25 protein-coding genes are annotated in these 23,876 nt (G+C 62.1%); 14 read left to right on the top strand and 11 right to left on the bottom strand.

Translation table 11 applies throughout. From position 1 onward, the window contains the following. The first annotated feature begins 80 nt into the window (after positions 1–80). Positions 81–230, top strand: coding sequence for a hypothetical protein (locus NKI35_RS17150; protein WP_352741012.1), 150 nt, complete (start codon positions 81–83; stop codon positions 228–230). On the opposite strand, the gene NKI35_RS17145 is transcribed toward NKI35_RS17150, so the two are convergent. After that, positions 207–1,463 (bottom strand): ubiquinone biosynthesis hydroxylase, encoded by a 1,257-nt coding sequence (locus NKI35_RS17145; RefSeq protein WP_352741010.1) that lies wholly within the window; start codon positions 1,461–1,463, stop codon positions 207–209. The genes NKI35_RS17150 and NKI35_RS17145 overlap by 24 nt on opposite strands. Positions 1,464–1,575: 112 nt before the next feature. Here NKI35_RS17145 and tesB point away from each other — a divergent pair, with 112 nt between their 5' ends. The 6 genes from tesB (at position 1,576) to xth (ending at position 9,307) form a co-directional block, all read left to right on the top strand. After that, on the top strand, positions 1,576–2,451 hold the full coding sequence (tesB, locus tag NKI35_RS17140; protein ID WP_023687727.1) for an acyl-CoA thioesterase II: 876 nt from the start codon (positions 1,576–1,578) through the stop codon (positions 2,449–2,451). A 218-nt stretch (positions 2,452–2,669) separates the two neighbouring features. Continuing rightward, positions 2,670–3,008 (top strand): P-II family nitrogen regulator, encoded by a 339-nt coding sequence (locus tag NKI35_RS17135; protein ID WP_023670499.1) that lies wholly within the window; start codon positions 2,670–2,672, stop codon positions 3,006–3,008. Positions 3,009–3,039: 31 nt separating this feature from the next. Further along, positions 3,040–4,470, top strand: coding sequence for an ammonium transporter (locus tag NKI35_RS17130; protein WP_023670498.1), 1,431 nt, complete (start codon positions 3,040–3,042; stop codon positions 4,468–4,470). Positions 4,471–4,815: 345 nt separating this feature from the next. Continuing rightward, positions 4,816–7,485 carry a DNA translocase FtsK gene (locus NKI35_RS17125; protein WP_352675678.1) on the top strand — a complete coding sequence of 890 codons (2,670 nt, stop codon included), beginning with the start codon at positions 4,816–4,818 and terminating at the stop codon, positions 7,483–7,485. Positions 7,486–7,623: 138 nt separating this feature from the next. Then, the gene (locus tag NKI35_RS17120) at positions 7,624–8,304 is read left to right on the top strand and encodes an outer-membrane lipoprotein carrier protein LolA (RefSeq protein ID WP_023670496.1); all 681 of its coding nucleotides are present in this window, start codon (positions 7,624–7,626) and stop codon (positions 8,302–8,304) included. A 196-nt stretch (positions 8,305–8,500) separates the two neighbouring features. Next, complete coding sequence (gene xth / locus NKI35_RS17115) at positions 8,501–9,307, top strand: exodeoxyribonuclease III (protein WP_023670495.1); 807 nt, start codon at positions 8,501–8,503, stop codon at positions 9,305–9,307. A gap of 159 nt (positions 9,308–9,466) precedes the next feature. On the opposite strand, the gene NKI35_RS17110 is transcribed toward xth, so the two are convergent. Continuing rightward, positions 9,467–9,922 carry a cyclic nucleotide-binding domain-containing protein gene (locus tag NKI35_RS17110; RefSeq protein ID WP_023670494.1) on the bottom strand — a complete coding sequence of 152 codons (456 nt, stop codon included), beginning with the start codon at positions 9,920–9,922 and terminating at the stop codon, positions 9,467–9,469. A gap of 177 nt (positions 9,923–10,099) precedes the next feature. Continuing rightward, positions 10,100–10,783 (bottom strand): response regulator transcription factor, encoded by a 684-nt coding sequence (locus NKI35_RS17105; RefSeq protein WP_023737980.1) that lies wholly within the window; start codon positions 10,781–10,783, stop codon positions 10,100–10,102. Positions 10,784–10,928: 145 nt separating this feature from the next. On the opposite strand from NKI35_RS17105, the gene NKI35_RS17100 reads away from it, so the two are divergent. After that, positions 10,929–11,465, top strand: a complete 537-nt coding sequence (locus NKI35_RS17100) for a L,D-transpeptidase family protein (RefSeq protein ID WP_196813612.1) — start codon at positions 10,929–10,931, stop codon at positions 11,463–11,465. Positions 11,466–11,599: 134 nt separating this feature from the next. Here NKI35_RS17100 and NKI35_RS17095 read toward each other — a convergent pair whose 3' ends face one another. Continuing rightward, the gene (locus NKI35_RS17095) at positions 11,600–11,839 is read right to left on the bottom strand and encodes a hypothetical protein (protein ID WP_352741008.1); all 240 of its coding nucleotides are present in this window, start codon (positions 11,837–11,839) and stop codon (positions 11,600–11,602) included. Between the two features lie 135 nt (positions 11,840–11,974). On the opposite strand from NKI35_RS17095, the gene gcvA reads away from it, so the two are divergent. Further along, positions 11,975–12,895, top strand: coding sequence for a transcriptional regulator GcvA (gcvA, locus tag NKI35_RS17090; RefSeq protein ID WP_352741006.1), 921 nt, complete (start codon positions 11,975–11,977; stop codon positions 12,893–12,895). A 15-nt stretch (positions 12,896–12,910) separates the two neighbouring features. Here gcvA and NKI35_RS17085 read toward each other — a convergent pair whose 3' ends face one another. From NKI35_RS17085 to NKI35_RS17070, 4 genes are all read right to left on the bottom strand, one after another. Then, positions 12,911–13,330 carry a DUF1761 domain-containing protein gene (locus NKI35_RS17085; RefSeq protein ID WP_023737978.1) on the bottom strand — a complete coding sequence of 140 codons (420 nt, stop codon included), beginning with the start codon at positions 13,328–13,330 and terminating at the stop codon, positions 12,911–12,913. Positions 13,331–13,432: 102 nt separating this feature from the next. Beyond that, positions 13,433–14,131 (bottom strand): class I SAM-dependent methyltransferase, encoded by a 699-nt coding sequence (locus NKI35_RS17080; RefSeq protein ID WP_352741004.1) that lies wholly within the window; start codon positions 14,129–14,131, stop codon positions 13,433–13,435. Further along, positions 14,086–14,511, bottom strand: coding sequence for an EVE domain-containing protein (locus NKI35_RS17075; RefSeq protein WP_023737976.1), 426 nt, complete (start codon positions 14,509–14,511; stop codon positions 14,086–14,088). Before NKI35_RS17075 ends, NKI35_RS17080 begins: the two co-directional genes overlap by 46 nt. 87 nt (positions 14,512–14,598) lie before the next feature. Next, a complete protein-coding gene (locus NKI35_RS17070; protein ID WP_023670486.1) occupies positions 14,599–14,895 on the bottom strand; it encodes a YciI-like protein in 297 nt (98 codons plus the stop codon). Between the two features lie 385 nt (positions 14,896–15,280). Here NKI35_RS17070 and NKI35_RS17065 point away from each other — a divergent pair, with 385 nt between their 5' ends. Genes NKI35_RS17065 through NKI35_RS17050 form a run of 4 tightly spaced genes read left to right on the top strand, consistent with a single transcriptional unit; the run spans position 15,281 to position 18,635 of the window. Continuing rightward, entirely contained in the window at positions 15,281–16,510 is a 1,230-nt protein-coding gene (locus NKI35_RS17065; protein ID WP_352741002.1) for a glycosyltransferase family 2 protein, read from the top strand. Then, on the top strand, positions 16,500–17,504 hold the full coding sequence (locus NKI35_RS17060) for a glycosyltransferase (RefSeq protein WP_245260377.1): 1,005 nt from the start codon (positions 16,500–16,502) through the stop codon (positions 17,502–17,504). The genes NKI35_RS17065 and NKI35_RS17060 overlap by 11 nt, the downstream gene beginning before the upstream one ends. A gap of 4 nt (positions 17,505–17,508) precedes the next feature. After that, positions 17,509–18,009 carry a GtrA family protein gene (locus NKI35_RS17055; RefSeq protein ID WP_023737975.1) on the top strand — a complete coding sequence of 167 codons (501 nt, stop codon included), beginning with the start codon at positions 17,509–17,511 and terminating at the stop codon, positions 18,007–18,009. Then, positions 18,006–18,635 (top strand): class I SAM-dependent methyltransferase, encoded by a 630-nt coding sequence (locus tag NKI35_RS17050; RefSeq protein WP_023705009.1) that lies wholly within the window; start codon positions 18,006–18,008, stop codon positions 18,633–18,635. Before NKI35_RS17055 ends, NKI35_RS17050 begins: the two co-directional genes overlap by 4 nt. A gap of 178 nt (positions 18,636–18,813) precedes the next feature. On the opposite strand, the gene NKI35_RS17045 is transcribed toward NKI35_RS17050, so the two are convergent. After that, complete coding sequence (locus NKI35_RS17045; protein ID WP_352740999.1) at positions 18,814–19,647, bottom strand: methyltransferase domain-containing protein; 834 nt, start codon at positions 19,645–19,647, stop codon at positions 18,814–18,816. A 269-nt stretch (positions 19,648–19,916) separates the two neighbouring features. Here NKI35_RS17045 and NKI35_RS17040 point away from each other — a divergent pair, with 269 nt between their 5' ends. Further along, positions 19,917–21,671 carry a DUF7056 domain-containing protein gene (locus NKI35_RS17040; protein WP_352740997.1) on the top strand — a complete coding sequence of 585 codons (1,755 nt, stop codon included), beginning with the start codon at positions 19,917–19,919 and terminating at the stop codon, positions 21,669–21,671. Here NKI35_RS17040 and NKI35_RS17035 read toward each other — a convergent pair. Both NKI35_RS17035 and tsaD read right to left on the bottom strand, forming a co-directional pair. Beyond that, complete coding sequence (locus NKI35_RS17035) at positions 21,668–22,684, bottom strand: NAD(P)H-dependent glycerol-3-phosphate dehydrogenase (RefSeq protein ID WP_352740995.1); 1,017 nt, start codon at positions 22,682–22,684, stop codon at positions 21,668–21,670. The two genes, NKI35_RS17040 and NKI35_RS17035, sit on opposite strands and share 4 nt — an antisense overlap. Continuing rightward, positions 22,681–23,766: a tRNA (adenosine(37)-N6)-threonylcarbamoyltransferase complex transferase subunit TsaD gene (gene tsaD, locus NKI35_RS17030; protein ID WP_352741086.1), complete on the bottom strand. Its 1,086-nt coding sequence runs from the start codon at positions 23,764–23,766 to the stop codon at positions 22,681–22,683. Before tsaD ends, NKI35_RS17035 begins: the two co-directional genes overlap by 4 nt. Between the last annotated feature and the right edge of the window lie 110 nt (positions 23,767–23,876).

The raw sequence follows: 23,876 nt of genomic DNA, 5'->3' as shown, positions 1-23,876 counted from the left end.
TTGAACGGAAGGCGGTCGTCCCCACATCAATGGGACGGTACCCCCAAACCGTCAAGGCACAGATGGAAGCAATTGCGTACGTGGCTGCGGAATTGGCCGATCTGATCGGCATGCTGTTTGGTGACAGATTGCGCAAATCCCGCGCCGGCAGGCTGGTGGTCGGCACGCTGGTCGCCATTGTGGTCTTCTACTACCTTGTCTGGCTGCTAGATCGCCTCCCCCTTCAATAGTCGCGGTGTGCCGTTGGACAACCCCGACGCCTGGCGGATGAAGAACTCCTTCAGCCTGGGCATGCGTTCGACGAGGCCGAGGCCGATGTCACGGACCTGGCGCAGCGCGCCGATGTCGTTGGAAAACAGCCGGTTCAGCACATCTGTGGTGACGCCCATCTGCACCGTGTCGAAGCGGCGCCATTGCTGGTAGCGCTCGAGCACGTCGAGCGCGCCGATATCCTGTCCCAAGCGATCGGCCTCGACCACCACTTCGGCAAGGGCCGCCACATCCTTGAAGCCGAGATTGAGGCCTTGGCCGGCGATCGGGTGGATGCCGTGCGCGGCGTCGCCGGCAAGTGCTACGCGCGGGGCGACGAAGGCGCGCGCGATGGTCAGGCCGAGCGGCCAGGCGCGCGGCTTGTCGGTGACGCGGATTTCGCCGAGCTTCAGGCCGAAGCGCAATTCAAGCTCCTGCTCGAAGACGAGGTCGTCGCCCGAGACCAGCTTTTCGGCATCCTCGGAACGTTCGACCCAGACCAGCGACGAGCGGTTGGTGCCGTCCTCGGTGGGCTTGAGCGGCAGCGTTGCAAACGGGCCGGCCGGCAGAAAATGCTCTTCGGCGCGGCCATTGTGCGGGCGCTCATGCGCCACCGTGCAGACGATGCCGGACTGGCCATATTCCCATTTCACCGTCTTGATGCCGGCCATGTCGCGCAATTTGGAATTGACGCCGTCGGCGGCGACCAGCAGCCGCGCCTCAATCGCCGCGCCGTCGGCCAGATGCACGGTGATGCCGGCGCCATTGCCGTCGAACGATGCGACCGCGACACCTTCGATGATGTCGATGCCTAGCTTTTGCGCGCGGCGGCGCAAGGCGCCGTTCAGGTCCTTGTTGGCGACCATGTGGGCGAACGGTTCGCCCGGCGCGACCTCGCCATCGAAGGTGAGAAACACCGGACGCACCGGATCGGCGGTGCGCGAATCGGTGACGATCATCTCGGTGATCGCCTGCGATTGCCCGACGATTTCCTGCCAGACGCCGAGCTGGTCGAGCATGCGGCAGGCGGCGGCGGCGATCGCCGAGGCGCGGCGGTCCTTCTGCCAGACGCCGGCGGGGGCAGCATCAACGACCGCCACGGCGAGGCCCGGCCGCGCCTGTTTCAGCGACACGGCGGCGGCGAGGCCGACATAGCCGGCGCCAGCGACCAGCACGTCGAGCGGGGTTTTTGCGTCCGGGTTGCGGTTCGCCATGTCAATTCCTTTCGAAGTCTCGACCATCCCCGCCCACTGGGGCATTCCGGCCTTGACTGCCCGCCATTCCTGTCGGAAACCGCCATAGCATCTTACGGCGAGGTCACGAAGCATGACGGCGGCCATGGACGAGCTTCTCAGCATTCTCGACCTCGAGCAGCTGGAACACAATCTGTACCGTGGTCGCAGCCCCAAGCTCGACTGGCAGCGCGTTTTCGGCGGCCAGACCATCGCCCAGGCGCTGGTCGCCGCGCAGCGCACCGTCGAGCCCGAGCGCCACGTGCATTCGCTGCACGGCTATTTCATGCGGCCCGGCGACACCAAGGTGCCGATCGTCTACGAGGTCGACCGCATCCGCGATGGCGGCTCGTTCACCACGCGGCGCGTGGTGGCGATCCAGCACGGCCAGGCGATCTTTTCGCTGGAAGCCTCGTTCCAGCAGGACGAGGTTGGCCTTGAGCATCAGCTGCCGATGCCGCGCGACGTGCCGCCGCCCGACAGCCTGTTGTCGCAGCGCGAATTGCTGGGCAAGTTCGGCGAGGCGGTGCCGGACGGCATCAAGCGCTACTGGGAGCGTGACCGGCCGATCGAGATGAAGCCGGTGATGCTGAAGCATTACACCAGCCGCGAAAAGCTGGAGCCGCAGCAGAACATCTGGATCCGCACCACCGGCCCGGTGCCGGCCGACCGCGGCATCCAGGCGGCGGTGCTTGCCTACCTCTCCGACATGACGCTGCTCGACACCTCGACCTTTGCGCACGGCCGCGCCATTTTCGACCGCGACATCCAGGCGGCGAGCCTCGACCATGCGATGTGGTTCCATCGCAGCCATCCGCTCGATGACTGGATCCTGTACACGCAGGACAGCCCGTCGACGCAGGGGTCGCGCGGCTTCACCCGCGGCTCGCTGTTTGCCCGCGACGGCACGCTGATCGCCTCGGTTGCCCAAGAAGGCCTGATCCGGCTGAAGCGGCCGCCTGCGGAATAGGCATTTTCGAAAAATTGCCTACTTTTTAATCAGTGACTGTCCGTTGACAGTGCGCACCGTGGCGCCGGGACTCGAGCGATCCGTTTGTTTACAATGAGTTAACACCCTGCTTCGGCAACTGGCACGGAGCTTGAATCCTGTTGGGCACTCTCCGGGCTTTTTGGGATCGGTGAAGGTGTGCAAACGCGGGGGACCGCAACAGCAAAGGGTGAAACCTTATGAAAATCGTGATGGCAATCATCAAGCCGTTCAAGCTCGACGAGGTGCGCGAAGCGCTCACCGCCGTCGGCATCCAGGGCCTGACCGTCACCGAAGTCAAAGGCTACGGGCGTCAGAAGGGACACACGGAAATCTATCGCGGGGCGGAATACGCGGTCAGTTTCCTGCCGAAAATCAAGATCGAAGTCGCGGTTAGCACAGACCTGGTCGACAAGGCCGTCGAAGCCATCACGGCGGCGGCCAAGACCGGCCAGATCGGCGACGGCAAGATCTTCGTCTTCGGCATCGATCAGGCGGTGCGCATCCGTACCGGCGAAACAGACACCGACGCACTTTGAGCGGCGAACACGTATTCCAATGGAGAGTTCAATGAATATACCTTCCACCTTGAAGTCAGTAGCGCGCTCCGCGCTGCTGGGCTCCTTAGCGCTCGGAGCATTGGGCACGGTTGCTGCCTTCGCGCAGGAGGCGGCTCCCGCCGTCGCGGCGGCAGCGCCAGCAGCGCCGGCTTTTACCGTCGACAAGGGCGACACCACGTGGATGATGATTTCCACCGTGCTGGTGCTGTTGATGACCATTCCCGGCCTTGCGCTTTTCTACGGCGGCCTGGTTCGTACCAAGAACATGCTGTCGGTGCTGATGCAGGTCTTCACCATCACCAGCGTGGTCATGATCATCTGGGTCTTCTACGGCTACAGCCTCGCCTTCACCCCGGGCAACGCCTTCGTCGGCGGCCTTTCGAAGATGTTTCTCTCCGGCGTCAACGTATCGACGCTTTCGGAAACCTTCAGCAAGGGCGTCGCCATTCCTGAACTGGTGTTCGTCGTCTTCCAGATGACCTTCGCCTGCATCACGCCCGCCCTGATCGTCGGCGCATTCGCCGAACGCGTCAAATTCTCCGCCTTGATCCTTTTCGTTATCCTATGGGTGACGTTAATCTACTTCCCGATCGCGCACATGGTCTGGTTTTGGGGCGGCCCGAGCGCCTATGCCGACCCGTCCGGCCTGATCTTCAGCTTCGGCGCCATCGACTTCGCCGGCGGCACGGTCGTTCACATCAATGCGGGCATTGCCGGTCTCGTCGGCGCGCTGATGATCGGCAAGCGCATCGGCTACAAGAAGGACATCATGGCGCCGCACTCGATGACGCTGACCATGGTCGGCGCTTCATTGCTGTGGGTCGGCTGGTTCGGCTTCAACGCCGGTTCGAACCTCGAAGCGAACGCCTATGCGGTGCTGGCGATGATCAACACCTTCGTCGCTACGGCGGCGGCGGCAGTGGCCTGGATCGTGCTTGAATCGCTGCTGCGCGGCAAAGCCTCCATGCTCGGCGCTGTTTCGGGCGCGGTCACCGGCCTCGTCGCGATTACGCCGGCTGCAGGTTTTGCCGGCCCGATGGGCGCTATCGTGCTTGGCATCGTCGCCACCTTCGTCTGCTACTTCTTCGTCTCGGTGGTGAAGAACACGTTCGACTATGATGACAGCCTCGATGTCTTCGGCGTCCACTGCGTCGGTGGCATCATCGGTGCGCTAGGCACTGGCATTCTGGTCAATCCCGCCCTCGGCGGCGCCGGCATCGTCGACTATTCGACGGCCGACTTCGCCGCCGGCTATGCCGGCACGGCCACGCAGCTCCTGGCGCAGGGCAAAGGCGTCCTGGTAACCCTGCTGTGGTCGGGCATCGGCAGCGCAATCCTCTACAAGGTCGTCGACTTGATCATCGGTCTGCGTCCGACAGCCGACGCCGAGCGCGAAGGCCTCGACCTGACTTCGCATGGCGAAGCGGCCTACCACTCGTAAGCCTTGCGGGGCGGCCTCGGCCGCCCGCATTCTCCCATCCCGTCGTGACGCTCCCGAAAGGAGTTCACGCTTTGAGGCCCGGGTCATTCCGGGCCTCTCTTTTTGGCAACCGTGCTGGCAGGCCTCGGTCCCTGCGCAATCACGTTCTAGTGATGGCCGCCGGCGGGGAGACGTCGACCGGATTGGTTCCGAACTGTTGAGACTGCCTACAGTGGAGTGAGCAAGATCGTGGCTCCGGGTGCGTATAGTTAATGCGGCCTTAACCTTCCCCCCGATAGTCTGACATCCGAATCTGCCGGAGTGCGTCATGCGCCCGGCCAGTCCATGACAGACGGGGAACGAAGCATGCGTTCAGGGGCTTCAGCACCGCTCGCGCTGACCGATACGGGGCACGGCATCCAGGCATTCGCGCGGCGCCAGGTCGGGCGGCTGGTCGGCGCCGGCCTGTTTGCGCTGGTCGCCTTTGGCGTCGCGGCGCTGGCGACCTGGAACGTCGCCGATCCCAGCTTCTCGCACGCCACCGACAACATCGTCACCAACGCCATGGGCTATGCGGGCGCGGTATTCTCCGACCTCGCCATGCAGTTCTTCGGCCTTGCCGCGGTTGCCGCCCTGGTGCCGGCGGTGATCTGGGGCTTTCTTCTGTTTTCGGCGCGCGGCGTCGACAGGCTGCCGAAGCGCGGCCTTGCCTGGTTCGGCTTCGCGCTGCTCGCGGCGGCGATGGCCGGCTGCGTGGTGCCGCCCAAGACGTGGCCGTTGCCGACCGGCCTCGGTGGCGTGTTCGGCGACATGGTGCTCAATATTCCGGGCCTGGTCATTGGCGGCTACCCGACCGGCATTGTTGCCAGCATCATTGCCATGGTGCTCATTGCGCCGGCGCTGTGGCTGTTTGCCTATGGCTCGGCGCTGATTGCGCGCAAGAACGGCTTTGCCGTCATGGAGCGCACCGCGGAGCCCGATCCCCGAGAGGACGACCTGCTCTTCGACGAAGACGAGGACGAGGGCGACGAGGGGATACTGGCGCTCGGCGCCGTTACCCACTGGTGGCTGTCTTTCCGCGCCTGGATGCATCGCCGGGCTGTGCGCCGCCAGCAGGAGCGCGACGAGTTCGAGCCGGAGATGGAGCAGCGCTCCACCGCATGGCGCCGCGCCGCCGAACGGGTCGAATCGGCGGAATTCGCCGAAGCGCGGATGAGCCCGGATGGCCGTGCCCGCGTCGAGCCGGAGTTCTTCGCCGCCATGGTCAATGACCGCAGCGTTTCCGTCGATCCGGACGATGACGACGTCCTCGATGCCGGTTTCGACAATGGCGACGAGGAGGTCGAACTCGACGACGAGCCGGTCCAGCGCCGTGCCGCGACGAACGCCAAGGTGCAGAACTTCCGCTCCGATGCAGCGACCCGCGTCGCCGCACCTGCGCCGCGTCCCGCTCCGGGCGCGCGCGTCCAGCGCGAGGCGCAGACCTCGCTGATTGGCTCGGAAACATTCGAAATGCCGTCGCTGCATTTCCTGTCGGAGCCGAAGAACGTGGTGCGCGACGCCAGCCTGTCCAAGGACGCGCTGGAGCAGAATGCGCGCCTGCTCGAAGGCGTTCTGGAGGATTTCGGCGTCAAGGGCGAGATCATCGCGGTGCGGCCCGGCCCCGTCGTCACGCTCTATGAGCTGGAGCCGGCGCCCGGCATCAAATCGTCGCGCGTCATCGGCCTGTCCGACGACATCGCCCGCTCGATGAGCGCGATTGCCTGCCGCGTCGCCGTGGTGCCCGGCCGCAACGCCATCGGCATCGAATTGCCGAATGCCAAGCGCGAGACCGTCTATCTCCGGGAGATCCTGGCCAGCCGCGATTTCGAGACGACCAAGTCCAAGCTGGCGCTGGCGCTGGGCAAGACCATCAATGGTGAGGCGGTGATCGTCGACATCGCCAAGATGCCGCATGTGCTGGTCGCCGGCACCACCGGCTCCGGCAAGTCCGTCGCCATCAACACCATGATCCTGTCGCTGCTCTACAAGCTGACGCCGCAGGACTGCCGGCTGATCATGATCGACCCGAAGATGCTCGAACTCTCCGTCTATGACGGCATCCCGCACCTGCTGACCCCGGTGGTCACCGACCCGAAGAAGGCCGTGGTGGCGTTGAAGTGGACGGTGCGCGAGATGGAGGACCGCTACCGCAAGATGTCCAAGGTCGGCGTGCGCAACATCGACGGCTTCAACGCGCGCGTGCAGTTGGCTGAAAAGAAGGGCGAAAAAATCTCGCGCACCGTGCAGACCGGCTTCGACCGCCAGACCGGCGAGGCGATCTACGAGACCGAGAACCTCGATCTTGAGCCGATGCCCTACATCGTCGTCATCATCGACGAGATGGCCGATTTGATGATGGTCGCCGGCAAGGACATCGAAGGCGCGGTGCAGCGCCTGGCACAGATGGCGCGCGCGGCCGGCATCCATGTAATCATGGCGACGCAGCGTCCGTCGGTCGACGTCATCACCGGCACCATCAAGGCCAATTTCCCGACCCGTATCTCCTTTCAGGTGACGTCGAAGATCGACAGCCGCACCATTCTGGGCGAGCAGGGCGCCGAGCAGCTGCTCGGCATGGGCGACATGCTGTACATGGCCGGCGGCGGCCGCATCCAGCGCGTGCACGGCCCGTTCGTCGCCGACGACGAGGTCGAGAAGATCGTCGCCCATCTGAAGCTGCAGGGCGTGCCCGAATATCTCGACGCCATCACCGAGGATGACGGCGAGGACGATGACGAGCCGTCGGGCAAGGGCGGCGCTGGTGGTGGCGGCAACAGCAATTTCGAGGATTCCGACGATCCCTACGACCAGGCGGTCTCGGTCGTGCTGCGCGACGGCAAGGCGTCGACCAGCTATATCCAGCGCCGGCTCGGCATCGGCTACAACCGCGCCGCCTCGATCATCGAGAAGATGGAGAAGGAAGGCATTGTCGGCCCGGCCAACCATGCCGGCAAACGCGAAATCCTGGTGCCGACCGAGGACGACAAGTTCTGATCAGCCGATACGGCCCGGCGGCAACCTTGAACCTTTTGGCGCGTTACAGCGACTGAGCGCTGTCCGGCCCGCCAAACTTAAGTCTAACTGGGGGTCCACGGACTGCAACGAGACACACACCACACGAGAGTGACCGGCATGAAAAACGATCTTTCCGCGATCAGCGATTTCGCTCCAAACCGTCGCCAGTTGCTCGGCCTTGGCCTGATGCTTGCCGGCGCCGCGGCCATCAACGTCGTGCCGGGGTTCCAGCTCTTGGCCTCGGCGCAGGCGGCGGTACCGCCGACGGCGCAAAAGATCGCCGACCATTTCTCCTCGGTCAAGTCGATGAGCGGCGAGTTCGTCCAGTTCGGCCCCAACAACCAGCAGACCGGCGGCAAGTTCTTCCTTGAGCGGCCAGGCAAGATTCGCTTCAACTATGACGGCAAGTCGAATTTCCGGGTGATTTCCGACGGCAAGTCGGTGGTCATCCTCAACAAGCGGCTGAAAACGTCCGATCTCTATCCGTTGTCGAAGACGCCGCTGAAGCTGTTGCTCGACACCAAGATCGACCTCTCGGGGGGCCGCGTGAAATCGATCAAGGAAGAGAGCGACCTCACCACCATCCAGCTTGCCGACAAGTCGGTGTTCGGCAATTCGAAGATCACTATGATGTTCGATCCGAAATCCTATGATCTGCGCCAGTGGACCATCACCGACGCGCAGGGCAAGGACACCACGGTGATGATCTACAACACCAAGGAAGGCGTCAGCTTCCCTGCGGACACCTTTGCCATCGACTATGCGGCGAACCGCGAGCTGAACACCAACCAGCGCTAGATGCGGTGAGGCCGGCCTGCCAATGGCGATCTCCTGCGCTTCCGGTGCTCACGTGGTTTAAGTACGCTCCGCTCCGGTTCTCGGAGACCGCCATTCGACTCGGCCTGACCTGAATCAGAGCCGCCGCCCGCAAAGGCTGGCTTGTGTTTGTGGCGCTAGGCTGGCAGTAGATCGGCGACCTTGTTCGGACCGCCGCATGCCCTTCTCCATCGCCACCTGGAACATCAACTCCGTGCGCCTGCGCATGCCGATCGTCGAGCGGCTGCTGACGGAGCAGGCGCCCGATGTGCTTTGCCTGCAGGAGACGAAGGTTCCCGACGAGCTGTTTCCGGAAAAGGCGTTCCGCAAGGCCGGCTACGAGCACATCGCATTCCATGGCCAGAAGGGCTATCACGGCGTTGCGACGGTGGCGCGGCGGCCGATCGAGATTGTCGAGAAACGGCGCTTCTGCGAGATCGATGACAGCCGGCATCTGTCGGTCAAGGTGCAGGCCGGCGGCAAGGCAATCCTGGTCCACAATTTCTACGTGCCGGCCGGCGGCGACGAGCCCGATCCGGAGATCAACCGCAAGTTCCGCCACAAGCTCGATTTCGTTGCCGAGATGAACGCCATCCGCGCCGCGCATGACGAGGTGTCGGCCTCGATCCTGGTCGGCGACCTCAACATCGCTCCGCAGGAGCACGATGTCTGGTCGCACAAGCAATTGCTCAACGTCGTCAGCCACACGCCGGTCGAGACGCAAAATTTCGACGCGATGCGGATCGCCGGCGACTGGGTCGACCTGATGCGGCTCGACGTGCCGCCAGAGCAGAAGCTCTACACCTGGTGGAGCTATCGCGCGCGGGACTGGGAAGCCTCGAACCGCGGCCGCCGGCTCGACCATGTCTGGTCGTCACCGAACCTGGTGCCGAGCTTTGCCGGCTATGAGATCCTGCGAGAGGCGCGTGGCTGGGAGCGGCCCTCGGACCATGTGCCGGTGATTGCGCGGTTCGACCTGGATTAGGCGTGCCGATATTCAGGTGAGGCCGGCCTGCAATGGCCGATACCTGCGCTTCCGGTGCGTACTTTGAGTACGCTCCGCTCCGGTTCTCGGTATCAGCCATTTTCGACTCGGCCTGACCTGAATCTCGACACACCCAAGCGTGAGCGCGGTCGCGGGGACCTACCCGCCAAACCTTGGCGCCAACTTCTCGATGCGGGCGATCATGGCCTGAAAATCATCGAGGATTCGCTGGTGCAGTTTCACCGCCACTTCGGGATATTCCTCCAGGATGCGGCGAAACATCTTGCGGCTCAACCTTATCACTTCCGAATCGGTCTCGGCCGAGGCGCTGGTCAGCCGTCTTGAGTCGGCGATCAGCGCCAGTTCGCTGAGGATCGTGCCGGGGCCGGCGGTGCCGATCGGGATGCGGTCGCCGTCATGCTCGCGGTAGAGCACGATGCGGCCACTGACCACGATATAGGCCGAGTCGGCTTCGTCATCCTCGCGGTACAGCTTGCGGTCGGCCTGCAGATGGGTGGCTTCGGCGCCGAAGGCGAGCAGGCGCAGCTGTTCCTGCGTGAAACCCTCAAAGAGCTTCACGGCGGACAGGATGCGGATGTCGTCATCCAGCGCCATCTCTAGCTGCGTCCCCGAACGGTCAGTCCAATCCCTCCCTTAGAGCGCCGCGTGTCCAATTGAACGCGCAAAGGACGCTCTAACACTTCAATCTGCGCAGCGGGCCGATCCAGGCTCCCCCAGCCGGATCCTCCCCGAAACAGTCCCGCCCCGACCGCTTATTGAACAATGAAAAGTTTAAGGAACCAGCTTGTAGCCGCCGCTTTCTGTCACAAGAATTTCAGCATTGGAAGGATCGCGCTCGATCTTCTGGCGCAGCCGGTAGACGTGAGTTTCGAGCGTGTGCGTGGTGACGCCGGAATTGTAGCCCCACACTTCCTCAAGCAGGACGTCGCGCGTCACCACCTTCTGGTCGGCTCGATAGAGATATTTGATGATCGAGGCTTCCTTCTCGGTCAGCCGCACCTTGCCGCCGCGCGGGTCGATCAGAAGCTTCTGGCTGGGCTTGAACGTGTAGGGGCCGACCGAAAAGGTGGCGTCCTCGCTCTGCTCGTGCTGGCGCAGTTGTGCGCGGATGCGGGCGAGCAGCACGGCGAAGCGGAACGGCTTGGTGACATAGTCGTTGGCGCCGGCCTCGAGGCCCAGAATCGTGTCGGAATCGGTATCGTGGCCGGTCAGCATGATGATCGGCGCCTTGTAGCCGCCCTTGCGCAGGATCTTCACCGCCTCGCGGCCATCCATGTCGGGCAGCCCGACGTCCATGATGAGCAGGTCGATGAGCCCGCCGCGCGCCGCGGCGACGCCTTTGGCGGCGGTCGCTTCCTGCAAGACGTCGAATTCTTCGTAAAGGGCCAGTTGCTCGACGAGGGTTCCGCGCAGGTCGTCATCGTCGTCAACGATCAGAATGGTACGTGATGTCATGGATCAATCCATTGTTTTGAAAAGAATTTTCAGTTGACCGCCCCCCATTTATGCGGAAGCTGACCGGCGCAACAGTCCGATCACAGTGATTTGTTCCGTGACACGATCATACAAGAAAAAACGCGATCGCAATGCAGCCGGCGCAATTTTGCCGAAAGGGCTGCGTGTGCTGGTGGTTCGGGCGAGGCCGGGCAACCCCAGCCAGGGGATATTGCAGGCCGGCAGCAAGGTGTTTGCCTGCGCGCTCGGACGCGGCGGCATCTCAGCCAACAAGCGCGAAGGCGACGGTGCGACGCCGCTTGGCGAGATGCGGATTTTGTCAGGATATTTTCGGGGCGATCATTTCGCGGCCGGCCGCAAAACCCGGCTGGCGATGGCGCCGATCGGCGCCGATCTCGGCTGGTGCGAGGTGCCGGACGACCGCAACTACAACCGGCCGGTGAAAATCCCCTATGGCGCCAGCCATGAGCGAATGCGGCGCGACGACCGCCTCTATGACGCCTGCCTGGTGCTCGACTGGAACATGGCGCCGCGCCGGCGCGGCCGCGGCAGCGCCATCTTCTTCCATCTGGCGCGCCCAGGCTTCACACCGACGCAAGGCTGCGTGGCGGTGACAGCGCGGACAATGGCGCGGCTGTTGCCGCTGGTGTCGGACCGGACGGTGGTGAGGGTGGTGAGGTAGGGAGTAGGGAGTAGGGAGTAGGGAGTAGGGAGTAGGGAGTAGGGAGTAGGGAGTAGGGAGTAGGATGGTCTCGGCGTCGTTTCAATCCTTCACTACTCACTACTCACTACTCACTACTCACTACTCACCATTGCCTAACGCCTTCTCGGCTTCTGCCACCCAGTGTCCAGCAATCCAAGCCGGCCGAGTTCCCGGTCCACGGCCCGCGTCACGTCCTTGCGCTGCGCGCCGACGTCCCGCAACTGGCGATCCGACAGATCCTCCACGTCATGGCGCGGCAGGTTGATGGCGACTTTCGCCTGGCGAAGCCAGTCCGTTACGGCATGCAACCAGTTCGAGCGAGCTGCTGGCGAGTTCAAAACGAAGATGGACATGATGCGCTCCCGTGTTCCGCCGGATATCAAATCCGGCTTGATGGTGTTTCGATGGATGCATCATGCCGCATTGAAATCCATGAGAGAAACGAGTAGTTCTTTTCGGATCGTCAAGTTTTATTTGAGGATACGTTGATGTCCCGTCTGTTGCCCGGAACGCGCGCGCTGAGGACTCTGGAAGCCGCCGCCCGCCACCTCAATTTCACCCGCGCTGCCGACGAGCTCGGGCTGACGCCGGCGGCGGTCAGCCACCAGATCAAGGAAATCGAGGATCAGCTCGGGCTGGTGCTGTTCACGCGAACCAGTCGTACCATCCGGTTGACCGAGGCAGGTACGGTGCTGTTCGAGGCCTCGATCGATGCGCTGGACCTGCTCAACCGGGCGGTGTCGCGGGCGCGCAAGCTGACGCGCGGCACGGCATTGCTGAAGGTGACGCTCGATGCGCAGTTCGCGTCAAAATGGCTGATGCGGCGCGTCGACGATTTTCGCAAACTTCAGCCCAGTATCGAGCTGAGGTTCGACATCGGCTACGAAGTGCGCGATTTCGAACTCGACGACGTCGATGTCGGCATCCGGTTCGGGGTCGGCAAGTATCCGGGGCTTCGCGCCCATCGCCTGTTCGACAACATCCTCATTCCGGTGTGCAGCCCGAGCCTGCTGACCTCCGGCCCGCCGCTGCGCGAACCGCGCGACCTCTTCAACCACACGCTTGCCCATATCGAATGGTCGCGCCAAGGCGTGACATGGCCGAACTGGCGCATGTGGATGGCGGCGGCCGGCATCAACGATTTCGACGACAGCCGGACTATCGTGTTTGGAACCTCTACCGATGCCGTGCAGGCGGCGCTCGACGGCAATGCCGTGGCGCTCGCCGAGTTCGCCATGGTGGCAAGCGACCTTTCCCAGGGAAGGCTGGTGCAGCCCTTTGAACTCGGTCTGCGCGTGGGGCCGGAGTTCGGCTACTTCCTGGTCTATCCCGAGAGCACTGCCAACGATCCGCGCATCATCGCTTTCCGCGAATGGATCCTCGACGAAGTCGCCAGGACGCAGACCTGACGACTTCTGCAGGCCTCAGCCGGCGACCGGCGTCCCGAACCAGCCGATCACCGCGCCGATGATCAACAGCACGCCGAGCCAGTGGCCGCCGTCGATCAGGGTCAGGTCCCAGCCGAAATTCTCATAGCGATGGTTGGCCGTCAGCGTCGTGGCGACGAAACCCAGCCAGAGGACGAAGCCGAAGATCAGCCCTGCGACAAGGACCGGCTCGCCGCCGGTCATCGCGCCGACGACCAAGGCTAAGACCAGCGCCATGATCAGCTCGGCGATGAAGGAGATGATGAAGGGCAATATTGATTTCTTTGACGTTGACGGATCGATCCTGGCCGCCCTCATCCAAGGCTTGCTGAGGGCCGTGTACCAGACGGCGCCAAACAGCCACGCCGCGACGGCCGCGACAACCACCGCCAGCCAGTTCACCACTGAAAAATCCATAAAGTCCTCCCCTCAAGCATGCCGCCCAAAGCCTGACGGTTCTGGGATAACGACATGCGTATTCTTCAAAATGCGCGATGGAACGCCTGTTCGGCAATGCCGTCAAGCGAAGCGCCACACCGTGGTGCGCTTGACCAGGGCGTCCTCCAGCGCCCGCGTCACCGCCACTTCGTAGACGGCGAGCGGCTCCAGTCCCGCCTTCGGCATGTAGGAGCGGCCCGGATCGCCGACGAGGATGTCAGCGCCGCGCGCCTTCAGTGTCGAAAACCACGGCATCAGCGTGTCGGCGAAGGATTTGTCGTAGAAGACGTCGCCGGCCAGTACCACGTCCCAGCCGGCGTCGGTGCCGATGCAGTCCGTGCCGCAAAAGTCGATGGCAACGCCATTGGCCTTTGCGTTGAGGCGGACCGCCGTTTCGCAGAACGGGTCGATGTCGGCGGCGATCACGTGCGCCGCACCCGCCTTGCCGGCGGCGATGGCGACAAGGCCGGAGCCGGAGGCGAAGTCGAGCACGCGTTTGCCCCGCACATCCGACGGATTGTCCAGCACGTGACGGGCAAGGCCCTGACCGCCGGCCCAGGCAAAGGCCCAAAACGGCGGCGGCAGGCCGATTTCGATCAGCTCGTTCTCCGTGCGCTGCCAGAGGTCATGCGCTTCGTCGGCAAGATTGAGCACAATCTCCGGCACATGCGGCGGCGACATAAGCGCCGTGTTGTCGAGAATGAACTTTTTCGCGCTGTTCGGCATGAGGGCCGTCACGGAGCCGGCGTCAGGCCGCCCATGCGGCAGACTTCCTTCCATTCGGCCGGCGTCACCGGCTGTACGGAAAGCCGTCCAAGCCGCACCAGCGCCATCTCGGCGAGTTTCGGATTGGCCTTGACCTGTTCCAGCGTCGGCGGGTTCGGCACATCCTTGAAGGCTCGGATGTCGACGCATTCCCAGCGCGGATCGTCGGTGGTGCTGTCGGGGTGGGCAAGCCTGCAGACCTCGGCAATGCCGACGACGTTCAGCCCTTCATTGGAGTGATAGAAGAAGCCGAGATCGCCGATCTGCATCGCCTTCATGTTGTTGCGCGCTGCATAGTTGCGCACGCCGTCCCACTGCGTGCCGGCCTTGCCCTTGGCCTTCAGCGCCTCGAAGGAGAAGACCGAAGGTTCGGATTTGAACAGCCAGTAGTTCATGTCTTTGCTCCAACTACTATTTTTGCGCAATTCCGGACGGAAAACCGTTACACACTTTTCCTGGGATCGCTCTAGGCGCCGCCGGAACTAACTAGCCGCCGGCTTGTTGAAGGTCCAGTTCCACTGGCGGATTTCGACACTTTCGAACAGCCCGGCCTTGGCATAAGGGTCGGCAGCCGACAGCGCCTGCGCACCGGCGAGATCGGGCGCTTCGACGACGACGAGGCTGCCGTTGGGCTTGCCTTCGGCGTCGAGGAACGGGCCGGCAAAGGCCAGTTTGTTGTCGGCGTTCAGGCCTTCGAGAAAGGCGACGTGCACCGGCCGCGTATCGACCCGCACCTGCAGGCTGCCGGGCTTGTCCTTGCAAATCAACGCAAACAGCATGCTTTCGAAACTCCGGGTTGGGATTGCGACTAAAGTTCGCCTTGAACTGCCGAAACCGCGTTTTTGCTTTTATGGTGCCTTCGGGTCAATGCCAAATGATCTGTCGCGATGGATCTCCGCCCCGCTCAAGGCCAAGGCATTGAAATGATGGATCCACATGAGTTTGATGAAAGTCACAGACGATATCGCTTCGCCCGAAAGAGCAGACACAGGCAACAGCGCTGCATTGCGAAAAAAGAGCGCCTGGCCTTTGCGATTGCTGCTTATAAAGACGCCACTGGATATTTCGTAAGTCAAAGATAATCAATTTTCGATATGATACGCTCCCAGCGGGTCAGTTGTGGGGATGGGCTGGTTCTTCCAGAACGCCTGAATAGAGGACGCAATGGAGAGCATCGCGGGGGACACGACAGTCAGGATCGACGACGCCACGCCTGCTTTCACGGTCAGCATGGAGACCGAGCGCGTTCTCGTCTCTGCAATTATTCCTTGCCTGAACGAAGAATTGACGATTGGCATTTGCATTCGCAAAGCCTTCGATGCCTTCTTGAGGCGCGGCGTCAAGGGGGAAGTCGTCGTCGGCGATAATGGCTCCACGGACAGGTCGGTGGAGATTGCGCAACAGTTGGGAGCGCGGGTCGTCCATCAGCCGGTAAAGGGCTATGGCGCGGCAATCAGCGCTGCAGTTGAAGCGGCCGAGGGCAAATATCTCATCATGGCCGATGCCGATGATTCCTACGACTGGAGCCAATTGGGCGATTTCATCGATGCGTTGGAATTGGGTGCGGACTTTGTCATGGGCAATCGGTTCGCCGGCGGTATCGAGCCGGGCGCCATGCCGCTACTGCATCGCTACCTGGGCAATCCCGTCCTGTCCACCATCGCTCGCTGGCTGCACAAATCTCCGATTCGCGACTTCCATTGCGGCATGCGCGGCTTCACTCGAGAGGCATTTCAGAAAATCGGCGCACGCTCGCCGGGAATGGAATTCGCCTCGGAAATGATCATCAATGCGCATCGCGCTGGGCTCACCATTCGTGAAGTGCCGATCAAGCTCTACCCCGACAAGCGAAACCGCGCCCCGCATCTGCGTTCCTTCCGCGACGGTTGGCGCCATTTGCGGCTCATTATTGCTCACGCGCCGGACACCATGTATCTCGTGCCTGGGCTGACCTTGCTGATCACTGGCATTGCCGGCCTTGCAGTTCTCGCTGCCGGACCTGTTCGCATCGGTGGATGGTACTTCGGAATTCACTTCGTCGCGCTCTCGGCTATGGCGACGTTGATTGGCCTTTCAGCGATCCTGTTCGGTATGCTGGCAAAGGTGGCAATCGCCATCTACCATCCGGTCTACAGCGGTCGAATTGTGTCATGGCTGACGCGCGGTCGCCCTTTGGAATGGCTGGTTTTTTCCGGTGGCGTACTCGCGGCAGCTGGCTTCGCGGCGGACGTGGCACTGGCGCTACATTGGATTTTTGTCGGTGGCCCCATGGAGCAATCAGTGCATCAGACCTTTGTGGTCACCACTATCTGCGTGGCCGGCATGTCCATGGTGCTATCTGGCTTCGTGCTCAAGTTGCTGCTTGATACATTGAGCGCCAGACATGAGTTCTAACCCTTCAGCAGCCTCGCGAGCGGAAATTCAAGCCGTAAGCCGCGCAGCCGAAAAGCCTTTTCTGTCGGTCGTCATGCCTGTCCATGACGGGGCGGCATGGATTGGAGCGACACTTGATTCACTTGCTGCGGAGCTGACTGGCGACCTGCAGATAATCATTATCGACAGCAGCCCGACGAACGCCACAGCTGCCATTGTCGAGCGATTCCTCTACCGGCCGGCGTTCCGGCTGCTTCGGCGAAAAGATCTCGGGCCTTGGCAGTCGAAGACCAACCTGGGCGTTGAGCTAGCCGCCGCCGATTATGTCTGCATACTCCACCAAGACGACCTGTGGTTGCCCGGGCGCATTGAGGCCGCTCGACGCTGGCTCGCGGACGCACCCGAAGCAGCGCTTCATTTAGCCCCGACTGCGATCGTTGACCGCCACGGCCGGCGAATGGGATGCTGGAACTGTCCCTTGCCAACCGAAAAGGTGCTCGAATCTGAATTCTTGCTGGAACGGCTTCTCGTACAGAATTTCGTGTCTGTGCCTGCTCCGATTTTTCGTCGGAGTGCTTGGCTGGCATGCGGGGGCATGGATGAGATGCTTTGGTATACGGCGGATTGGGATATGTGGGCGAAGCTCGCTGTTGCCGGATCTGTCGTTTATCACAAAGAGATAACCACAGCCTTCCGGGTTCATGGCGATTCGCTGACCGTAACCGGATCGCGCGATGCGAACGAATTCCGTTCGCAAATGCAGACTGTCCTAGAGCGCCATCTGTACCGGCTTTCGGCGCGCAGCCGACGCCAGATTGAATCTGCTGCTCGGGCATCGATCAGCGTCAATGTGTCGCTGGCGGCTGCGTCGGGCGGCGACTTGAAGGCCTTGGTTCGAGCGGCTCGCACCATGCTGTCGCTCGGGCCGACGGGATTAAGGCGCTACTTGCGCGATTCGCGATTGCTGGAGCGCGTCATGTGCCGGCTTCGCGCGAAACTGACAGGAGCGTTCTGAGGCAATGTTCAGCTCTGCCAGGATCGCCGACGACCAAGTGGACAAGAGCAACCATGCCGGAGCTCACGAAAGACCGCTTTTGGAACGTGGATGGCGGTACACTGTGGTGGGAGCGATATGCGCAATTGCGCACAATGCCATCATGATTGCGGTTGATCAGCTGGGTGGGCATTACCTGCTGGGCATCATGATTTCATTCCTGGCTGTGATGCCTACGGGATACGCTCTGCACAGCTGGTTCACCTTCGGCAAGCCACTTCGCTTGAAAGCGTTTGCGCGTTTTGCGGCAGGTGTGGCTGCGGCCTATCCGATCTCGGTAGCCATGATGGTGCTTCTCTGTTCATGCCTCGGCCTTGGCGTTGCGATTGCGTCTCCGATCGCCACAGTTGCGTTGCTCATCTGGAACGTTGTCGTTGCGCATTTTGCTATCTTGTCACGGTTCAATCTAAAGCCCGTCACCTTGCCGGCGACATCCTCTCGCTCAACCACGGGAAACGAGGAATGAGAATGTTGCCGCCAGGACAGATCATGCGCAGGGCTCTTGGCCGTCATTTCAAGCCGGTCGGAGACATCTACCGGCGTGTTTTCGTCAATCTCAATGTAATTGCGGATTTTCTCGATCGCGAATTGCCGAACGGCGCGAGGGTTTTGGATATCGGCGGCGGGGATGGAGCGCTCGTCGACCGGTTGCTTGATCGGCGCCCCGACCTAACGGTTACGATGTGCGATCTCGCACCTTCAATCGGTGCCTTTCTAAGCAACGCAAATCGGGCGAAGGTCGAACTTCTGCCCGCCACGGACCTTTCCAGCGTGCAGGGATCTTTTGATGTTGTGACGATTTCCGACGTCATTCATCATGTGCCGGTCGATGGGCGCGACGCATTCTTCAAATCGCTGGCCGACAGTTGCGAACGCTGGGCCTGCCGGAAGATCATCTTGAAGGACATCGAGCCTGGTGGAATACGCGCCACCTTGTCGCTTCTTGCGGACCGGCACATTACCGGAGACAAGCATGTCGTGCTATTTTCACGCTCGGACTTCACGGCCATGGCAAGACGGCATTTCCCCACAGCAAAAAGAGCATCGGCGTTACCGGACCGGCCGAATTATTGTGAACTGCTCAGCTGGTAGCAGATGGGTAGATCCTGGCGGGTCGCTAGAACGTTTCACCGTTTCACGGAAACGGCGAACCGCTCTATCTCTTTGTTTTTGCGCAATTCCCAAGGGAAAGCGCTACGCGCTTTTCCTGGGAAAACCGATCACACTTTCCTGGAATTGCTCTTGGCGATAAGCGCTGGTCAGCGACACGCTATTTGGTCGCGATGGTGCCGAGCATGCTGGCGATCCGGTGACTCTCCGGGCGATCGACCAGAAATTTGTCGATAAACTTCAACGGGAATGTCAGCGTCAGGATCGCGGCTTTCGCTACCATGTAGCGGGTTCGGTTCTCTCGACCGACAACGACGCCGATGTATTCGGACAGGATGTTGACGATCGCGCTTGTCGGCCCTTGATGCGTCTGGACCTCTACCCTTGCGAACCGCTGGAGAAGCTGCTTGATCCCGTCCTTTGTGAAGTTGCAGTAGTGGGCGGGATAGCCGTGATAGGGGAACAGGAAAGGGTTGATGCAGAGCAGCTTCCCACCCGGCTTCAGGACACGGAACACTTCATCGACGACCGCTACCGGATTGGGAACATGCTCGATCACGCTGTCCAGAATGACGACGTCGACGGAATCGCTCGCAAGCGGCGTGTGCTCGATATTCGCGACCAGATCGACGTTCGGGGTGGGGAACAGGTCAATGTTGAGAACATCGGGGCGGACGCGCCGTGCGCCGGAGCCGAACTCAACGATCATTGAGTCCTGAGGTATCGAGGCAAGAAACGAATTCAGCGTGTCGTGCGGTGAATATTCGCTGGTGATGACCTGCTTGAGCGAATTGTAGAGACGGGCGCGCGTACTGGTACCGGCATACGCCTCTTCATGGAAGCTCGCGTCGAAGCCCTCCCTCACCGGCGACTCGACAAAGAACGGAATGCCTTTGTGCACGGGATAGGGGGCAGGGCAAGATTCGCAGGTCAGGGCAACCGGGCTTGTGCCAAGCCTGGAATAGCAGACTGGGCAGACGAGGCCCGATGCCATCTTGGGTTGTAGCACGCGATGTCCTTTCAAGCCTCCGCATTGTCGCAGAAGGCTGGCTGCCGTGTTTGAACATAACCCTTCTTAACAAGCAAAAGGCTAACAGCGGCTAAAGTCCGCTGCGTATAGACAGGCTGGAGCGGAGCGCTGCAAGAATCCGAAGCGCGACGGCTTCAGTTCCGCACAGTCTCGGAAAATTAACCGCGGTGGAACCATGCTTCGCCAAGCGGAGCTGCCGGCCTCGAAGTTGTTGTCTGAGGATGAAGGGCGTTGTGCCCAGCGAGGCAGCACGCCTGGCGCTGGTCTGCCTGGGCACGATCGAGGGGGTTGTCTTGAATACGCAGGAGCCGGGACCAAACAAGCTGTTCGCTCTCGGGCAGCGCCCAACAACAACTTTTCTGCATATCCTGATCGCACTCAAGATCATCTTGCTGTTCGTTCTGGCTTGGAACATCCGCTTCGTCATGGATGAATTCGTCCAACTCGGATGGGCGAAATATTTCTCCAACGGCCTGTTCGATACGATCTGGCATCCCAAGGCGGTCGGCTATGCGGCTTTTTATGAGATTGCTCATCTGATCGGCTGGAATGCCACGTCGATTCTGCTTGCTGGCCGCATGCAGACTGCGTTGCTGGCCTGCGGGACGATCTCTTTGATCTACGCATGCGCTCGCGCTCTGGGCGAGGATCGCGTGCGCGCTTTGACGATCGTCCTCGTTCTCCTGTGCTTTTCGAATTTCATGGAGCGCATCTTTCGTACCATCGCCGAACCGCCGGCAGTGTTCTTCGCCGTGGCGGCGTTGCTGGTTGTCCTGCGCGCACCTGGGTTGAGGGCAAGGCAGCTTGTTGCCGCCGGCATGCTAAGTGGCCTTGCCTTCGTCATCACTCAGAAATCGGTCTACTTCAACGTTGCGCTCGGCATCGGCCTTGTTGCTGACGCAGCCTTGATGAGGCGCTACGCAACAGGGGCGGTTCGCGGAGGGTGGCTCGTGCTTGGATGGGCCGTTCCGATAATGGTCTATTGCTTGATCTTCGGTGGAGGCGCCCCTGTTCTCGCGGCCAAAAACCTTATACTTGGCCCGGTCGAGATTGCGACGCGTGGAGGCGGTGACTACGGGGGACTGAGGCAGTTCGTGTTACAGACACTGGCGCGGAACGCCCTTCTTTACGGGATCTGTTTCTCCGGTTTGGCCCTGTCACTGATGCGGATCATGAAACTCGATGGTCGAAGGCGAATTGCGCTGATCTTTTCACTCGTCATCACGGTGCTGGTATTCACGCACGACCAGCCCTGGCCTTATGTCTTCATCATGGCGTTGCCGTTCGTTGCGCTCTGGTCGTTGGAGCTTCTCGACAGCACCGCAACCCACGCGCGCTACCGGGTTCCTGTCCTCGCGGTGCTGATCACAGCCATCGCCATGAGCTACGCGAGCAATGTCGTTTACCTACGCCTCAACAATCAGACCCAGCTTGAACTGGTCTCGCGCGCGGAATCTTTGCTCGCACCGGATGAGAAGTATTTCGACGGCATCGCCATGCTGCCCAATCGACAGGAGCCCTCCACACTCTGGCTCGACCAGCATTATGTCTTGAAAACATTGCAGGAAGGCAGGCAATCGGAAGCCTACAAAGTTCTCTCGGATTCCCCGCCCAAGATGGTCCTCTGGTCATATCGCCTGGATTTGATCGATACCGTCATCGCGCCTCTCATCCGCGACAGCTACGTCCAGATCGCTCCCAACATCAGAATGGCTGGTCGTCGCCTCTATTCCGGTCGTCCGGTCGTTTTCAAGGTGCCTGTCGCCGGACGATACAGCCTGTACACGACCAGCGGGGAGCTTGCAGACGGCGAGGTCGAGATAAACGGCACCTCGCATTCTTCGCCCCTATCCTTGGAGGCAGGTACCAGCGACGTTGTCCTGCGCAACGGTCCAGCCGAGGCACTGCTGCTGCCGGAAGGTGACTATGAAAACCGCATCGTGCCTGGCGGGGACAATGCCGAGCTGTTTACGGGAGTTTACAATTAAATACCGGTTTCGGTCTTCAGCGGCCGGGTCATCAATGCCGTGACAGCCTGCCGAATGGTGATCGTGCCGTCCAGTATCGCCGACACCGCAGCGATGATCGGCGCGTCGATGTCGCGCTCGGTGGCGATGCGGGCGGCGATCGCCGCCGTCGGCACGCCTTCGGCGAGCGGCAGTCCGGACAAGGGCTTACCTTGCCCCAGCGCCAGCCCATAGGCGAAATTGCGCGACTGGGCCGAAGAGCAGGTGAGCAAAAGGTCGCCGAGGCCGGAAAGCCCCATCAGCGTCTCCGGCTTGGCGCCGAAGGACGCCCCGATGCGGCGCAGTTCGACGAAGCCGCGTGTCACCATGGCGGCCTGCGCGCTGGCGCCGAGCCCGGCGCCGGTGACGGCGCCAGCGGCAATGGCGAAGACATTCTTCAAAGCGCCACCAATCTCGACGCCGATCAAATCGTCGCTGGAATAGCAGCGCAGATTCTGCGCCGAAAAGCGCGAGGCAAGCTCGGCCGCCAAGGCGTCGTCGCGTGCAGCAACCACGACAGCGGTCGGCAGACCCTTGGCCACATCGGCGGCAAAGCTGGGACCGGACAGGGCCGAAACCGGGGTTTCGGGCAGGATCTCACCAACGATCGCCGACAGCAGCGCGCCGGTGTCGCGCTCAATGCCCTTGGCGCAGAGAACCAGCGGGATGCCTTTCGGCATATGGGGCTTTGCCGTCGTCAGCATGGCGCGCAGCGCCTGCGCCGGCGCCACGGCCAGCGCGCAATCGGCATCGGTCAGGGCCGTGCCGATATCGCTCGTCGCCGCAATGCCTGTTTCAATGGCGATGCCGGGGAGATAACGCGGGTTCTCGCCGCGGCGGATCACGGAAACCGTCTCTTCGTCGCGGGCGTAGAGCCGCACATCGTGACCGGAGCGCAGCATCGCCAGCGCCAGCGCCGTGCCCCAGGCGCCGCCGCCGAGCACGGCGACGCGCCAGCCGGTTCTGTCCCTGCCGCTTGTGTTGCCGGCGCTCATGCTTTCGCTCCACGCCGGCCGGAGCCGACCATCGGCGCCGAAATGCTGTCCAGCGGCCAGCGCGAACGCGGCACGAAATCGAAGCCGTTCTCTTGCGACAGGCCTGCCCGCAACCGCTCGATCCCGGCCCAGGCGATCATCGCCGCATTGTCGGTGCAAAGCTTCAGCGGCGGCGCGACAAAGGCGAAGCCGGCCTCGGCGCACTGCTTCTGCAGCGTCGCCTTGATCGCTCTGTTGGCGGCGACGCCACCGGCAACGACCAGCGCCGGCTTGGCCTTGTCCGGAAATTCGTCACGGAAGCGGGCAAGCGCGCGGGCCACGCGGTCGCCCAGCGCATCGGCTACCGCCGCCTGGAACGAGGCGCAGATGTCGGCGACATCCTGCTCGCTCAGCGGCTGGATGGCGGTCGCCGCCTGGCGCACCGCGGTCTTGAGGCCGGAGAAGGAGAAATCGGGCTGCGCAGATCCTTTCATCGGCCGTGGAAAGGCAAATCGCGTCGCATCGCCCGAGATTGCCGCCTTTTCGACATTCGGGCCGCCGGGATAGGGCAGGCCGAGCATTTTGGCCGTCTTGTCGAAAGCTTCGCCGAGCGCGTCGTCGATGGTCGTCGCCCAGCGTTGGTAGTCGCCGACGTCGCGCACGGCGACGATCTGGGTGTGGCCGCCGGAAACCAGCAGCAGCAGATAGGGAAAATCGAGCCCGTCGGTCAGCCTTGCGGTCAGTGCGTGGCCTTCGAGATGGTTGATGGCGATCAGCGGCTTGCCGGCGGCCGCTGCAATCGCCTTGGCCGTCATCAGGCCGACGATCAGCCCGCCGACCAGGCCGGGGCCGGCAGTAGCGGCAATGGCGTCGATGTCGGCCAGGGCTACGCCCGAATCCGCAAGAGCGGCCTCGACAATGCCGTCCAGCGCCTCGACATGGGCGCGCGCGGCGATCTCCGGCACGACGCCGCCGAAGGCGGCGTGCTCCTCGATCTGGCTGAGCACGATGTTGGACGCAATCACCGGCACGGAATCGCCGTCCAGCGTCACCACGCTGGCGGCGGTCTCGTCGCAACTCGTCTCAATGCCCAGAACGCGGATCAATTCGTCGCTGTCTCCAGAGATTGTGTCGCCGGACTTTCCTAGTTAGTAGAGGCGGGCCTCGCAAGGGAGAGCGCCGGAAACGCAAAGCCAGCCGGGGGTTATCACGG

Source organism: Mesorhizobium sp. M0676 (assembly GCF_040320535.1).
In the GTDB taxonomy this organism is placed as follows: Bacteria; Pseudomonadota; Alphaproteobacteria; order Rhizobiales; family Rhizobiaceae; genus Mesorhizobium.
The sequence above is the reverse complement of the archived record's forward strand: the minus strand, read 5'-3'. Positions and strand labels throughout refer to the sequence as shown.

Excerpts from the sequence above, each read along its gene's own strand:
- NKI35_RS17060 (WP_245260377.1), top strand. The coding sequence starts at position 16,500 with ATGAGTTCTAACCCTTCAGCAGCCTCGCGAGCGGAAATTCAAGCCGTA.
- NKI35_RS17085 (WP_023737978.1), bottom strand. The coding sequence starts at position 13,330 with ATGGATTTTTCAGTGGTGAACTGGCTGGCGGTGGTTGTCGCGGCCGTC.
- NKI35_RS17105 (WP_023737980.1), bottom strand. The coding sequence starts at position 10,783 with ATGACATCACGTACCATTCTGATCGTTGACGACGATGACGACCTGCGC.
- NKI35_RS17050 (WP_023705009.1), top strand. The coding sequence starts at position 18,006 with ATGAGAATGTTGCCGCCAGGACAGATCATGCGCAGGGCTCTTGGCCGT.
- NKI35_RS17070 (WP_023670486.1), bottom strand. The coding sequence starts at position 14,895 with ATGCTGTTTGCGTTGATTTGCAAGGACAAGCCCGGCAGCCTGCAGGTG.
- NKI35_RS17135 (WP_023670499.1), top strand. The coding sequence starts at position 2,670 with ATGAAAATCGTGATGGCAATCATCAAGCCGTTCAAGCTCGACGAGGTG.
- NKI35_RS17110 (WP_023670494.1), bottom strand. The coding sequence starts at position 9,922 with ATGGCGCTGGATGACGACATCCGCATCCTGTCCGCCGTGAAGCTCTTT.
- NKI35_RS17095 (WP_352741008.1), bottom strand. The coding sequence starts at position 11,839 with ATGTCCATCTTCGTTTTGAACTCGCCAGCAGCTCGCTCGAACTGGTTG.
- NKI35_RS17080 (WP_352741004.1), bottom strand. The coding sequence starts at position 14,131 with ATGGAAGGAAGTCTGCCGCATGGGCGGCCTGACGCCGGCTCCGTGACG.
- NKI35_RS17145 (WP_352741010.1), bottom strand. The coding sequence starts at position 1,463 with ATGGCGAACCGCAACCCGGACGCAAAAACCCCGCTCGACGTGCTGGTC.
- NKI35_RS17130 (WP_023670498.1), top strand. The coding sequence starts at position 3,040 with ATGAATATACCTTCCACCTTGAAGTCAGTAGCGCGCTCCGCGCTGCTG.
- tesB (WP_023687727.1), top strand. The coding sequence starts at position 1,576 with ATGACGGCGGCCATGGACGAGCTTCTCAGCATTCTCGACCTCGAGCAG.
- NKI35_RS17045 (WP_352740999.1), bottom strand. The coding sequence starts at position 19,647 with ATGGCATCGGGCCTCGTCTGCCCAGTCTGCTATTCCAGGCTTGGCACA.
- NKI35_RS17125 (WP_352675678.1), top strand. The coding sequence starts at position 4,816 with ATGCGTTCAGGGGCTTCAGCACCGCTCGCGCTGACCGATACGGGGCAC.
- NKI35_RS17035 (WP_352740995.1), bottom strand. The coding sequence starts at position 22,684 with ATGAGCGCCGGCAACACAAGCGGCAGGGACAGAACCGGCTGGCGCGTC.
- NKI35_RS17065 (WP_352741002.1), top strand. The coding sequence starts at position 15,281 with ATGGAGAGCATCGCGGGGGACACGACAGTCAGGATCGACGACGCCACG.
- gcvA (WP_352741006.1), top strand. The coding sequence starts at position 11,975 with ATGTCCCGTCTGTTGCCCGGAACGCGCGCGCTGAGGACTCTGGAAGCC.
- NKI35_RS17055 (WP_023737975.1), top strand. The coding sequence starts at position 17,509 with ATGTTCAGCTCTGCCAGGATCGCCGACGACCAAGTGGACAAGAGCAAC.
- NKI35_RS17120 (WP_023670496.1), top strand. The coding sequence starts at position 7,624 with ATGAAAAACGATCTTTCCGCGATCAGCGATTTCGCTCCAAACCGTCGC.
- NKI35_RS17075 (WP_023737976.1), bottom strand. The coding sequence starts at position 14,511 with ATGAACTACTGGCTGTTCAAATCCGAACCTTCGGTCTTCTCCTTCGAG.
- xth (WP_023670495.1), top strand. The coding sequence starts at position 8,501 with ATGCCCTTCTCCATCGCCACCTGGAACATCAACTCCGTGCGCCTGCGC.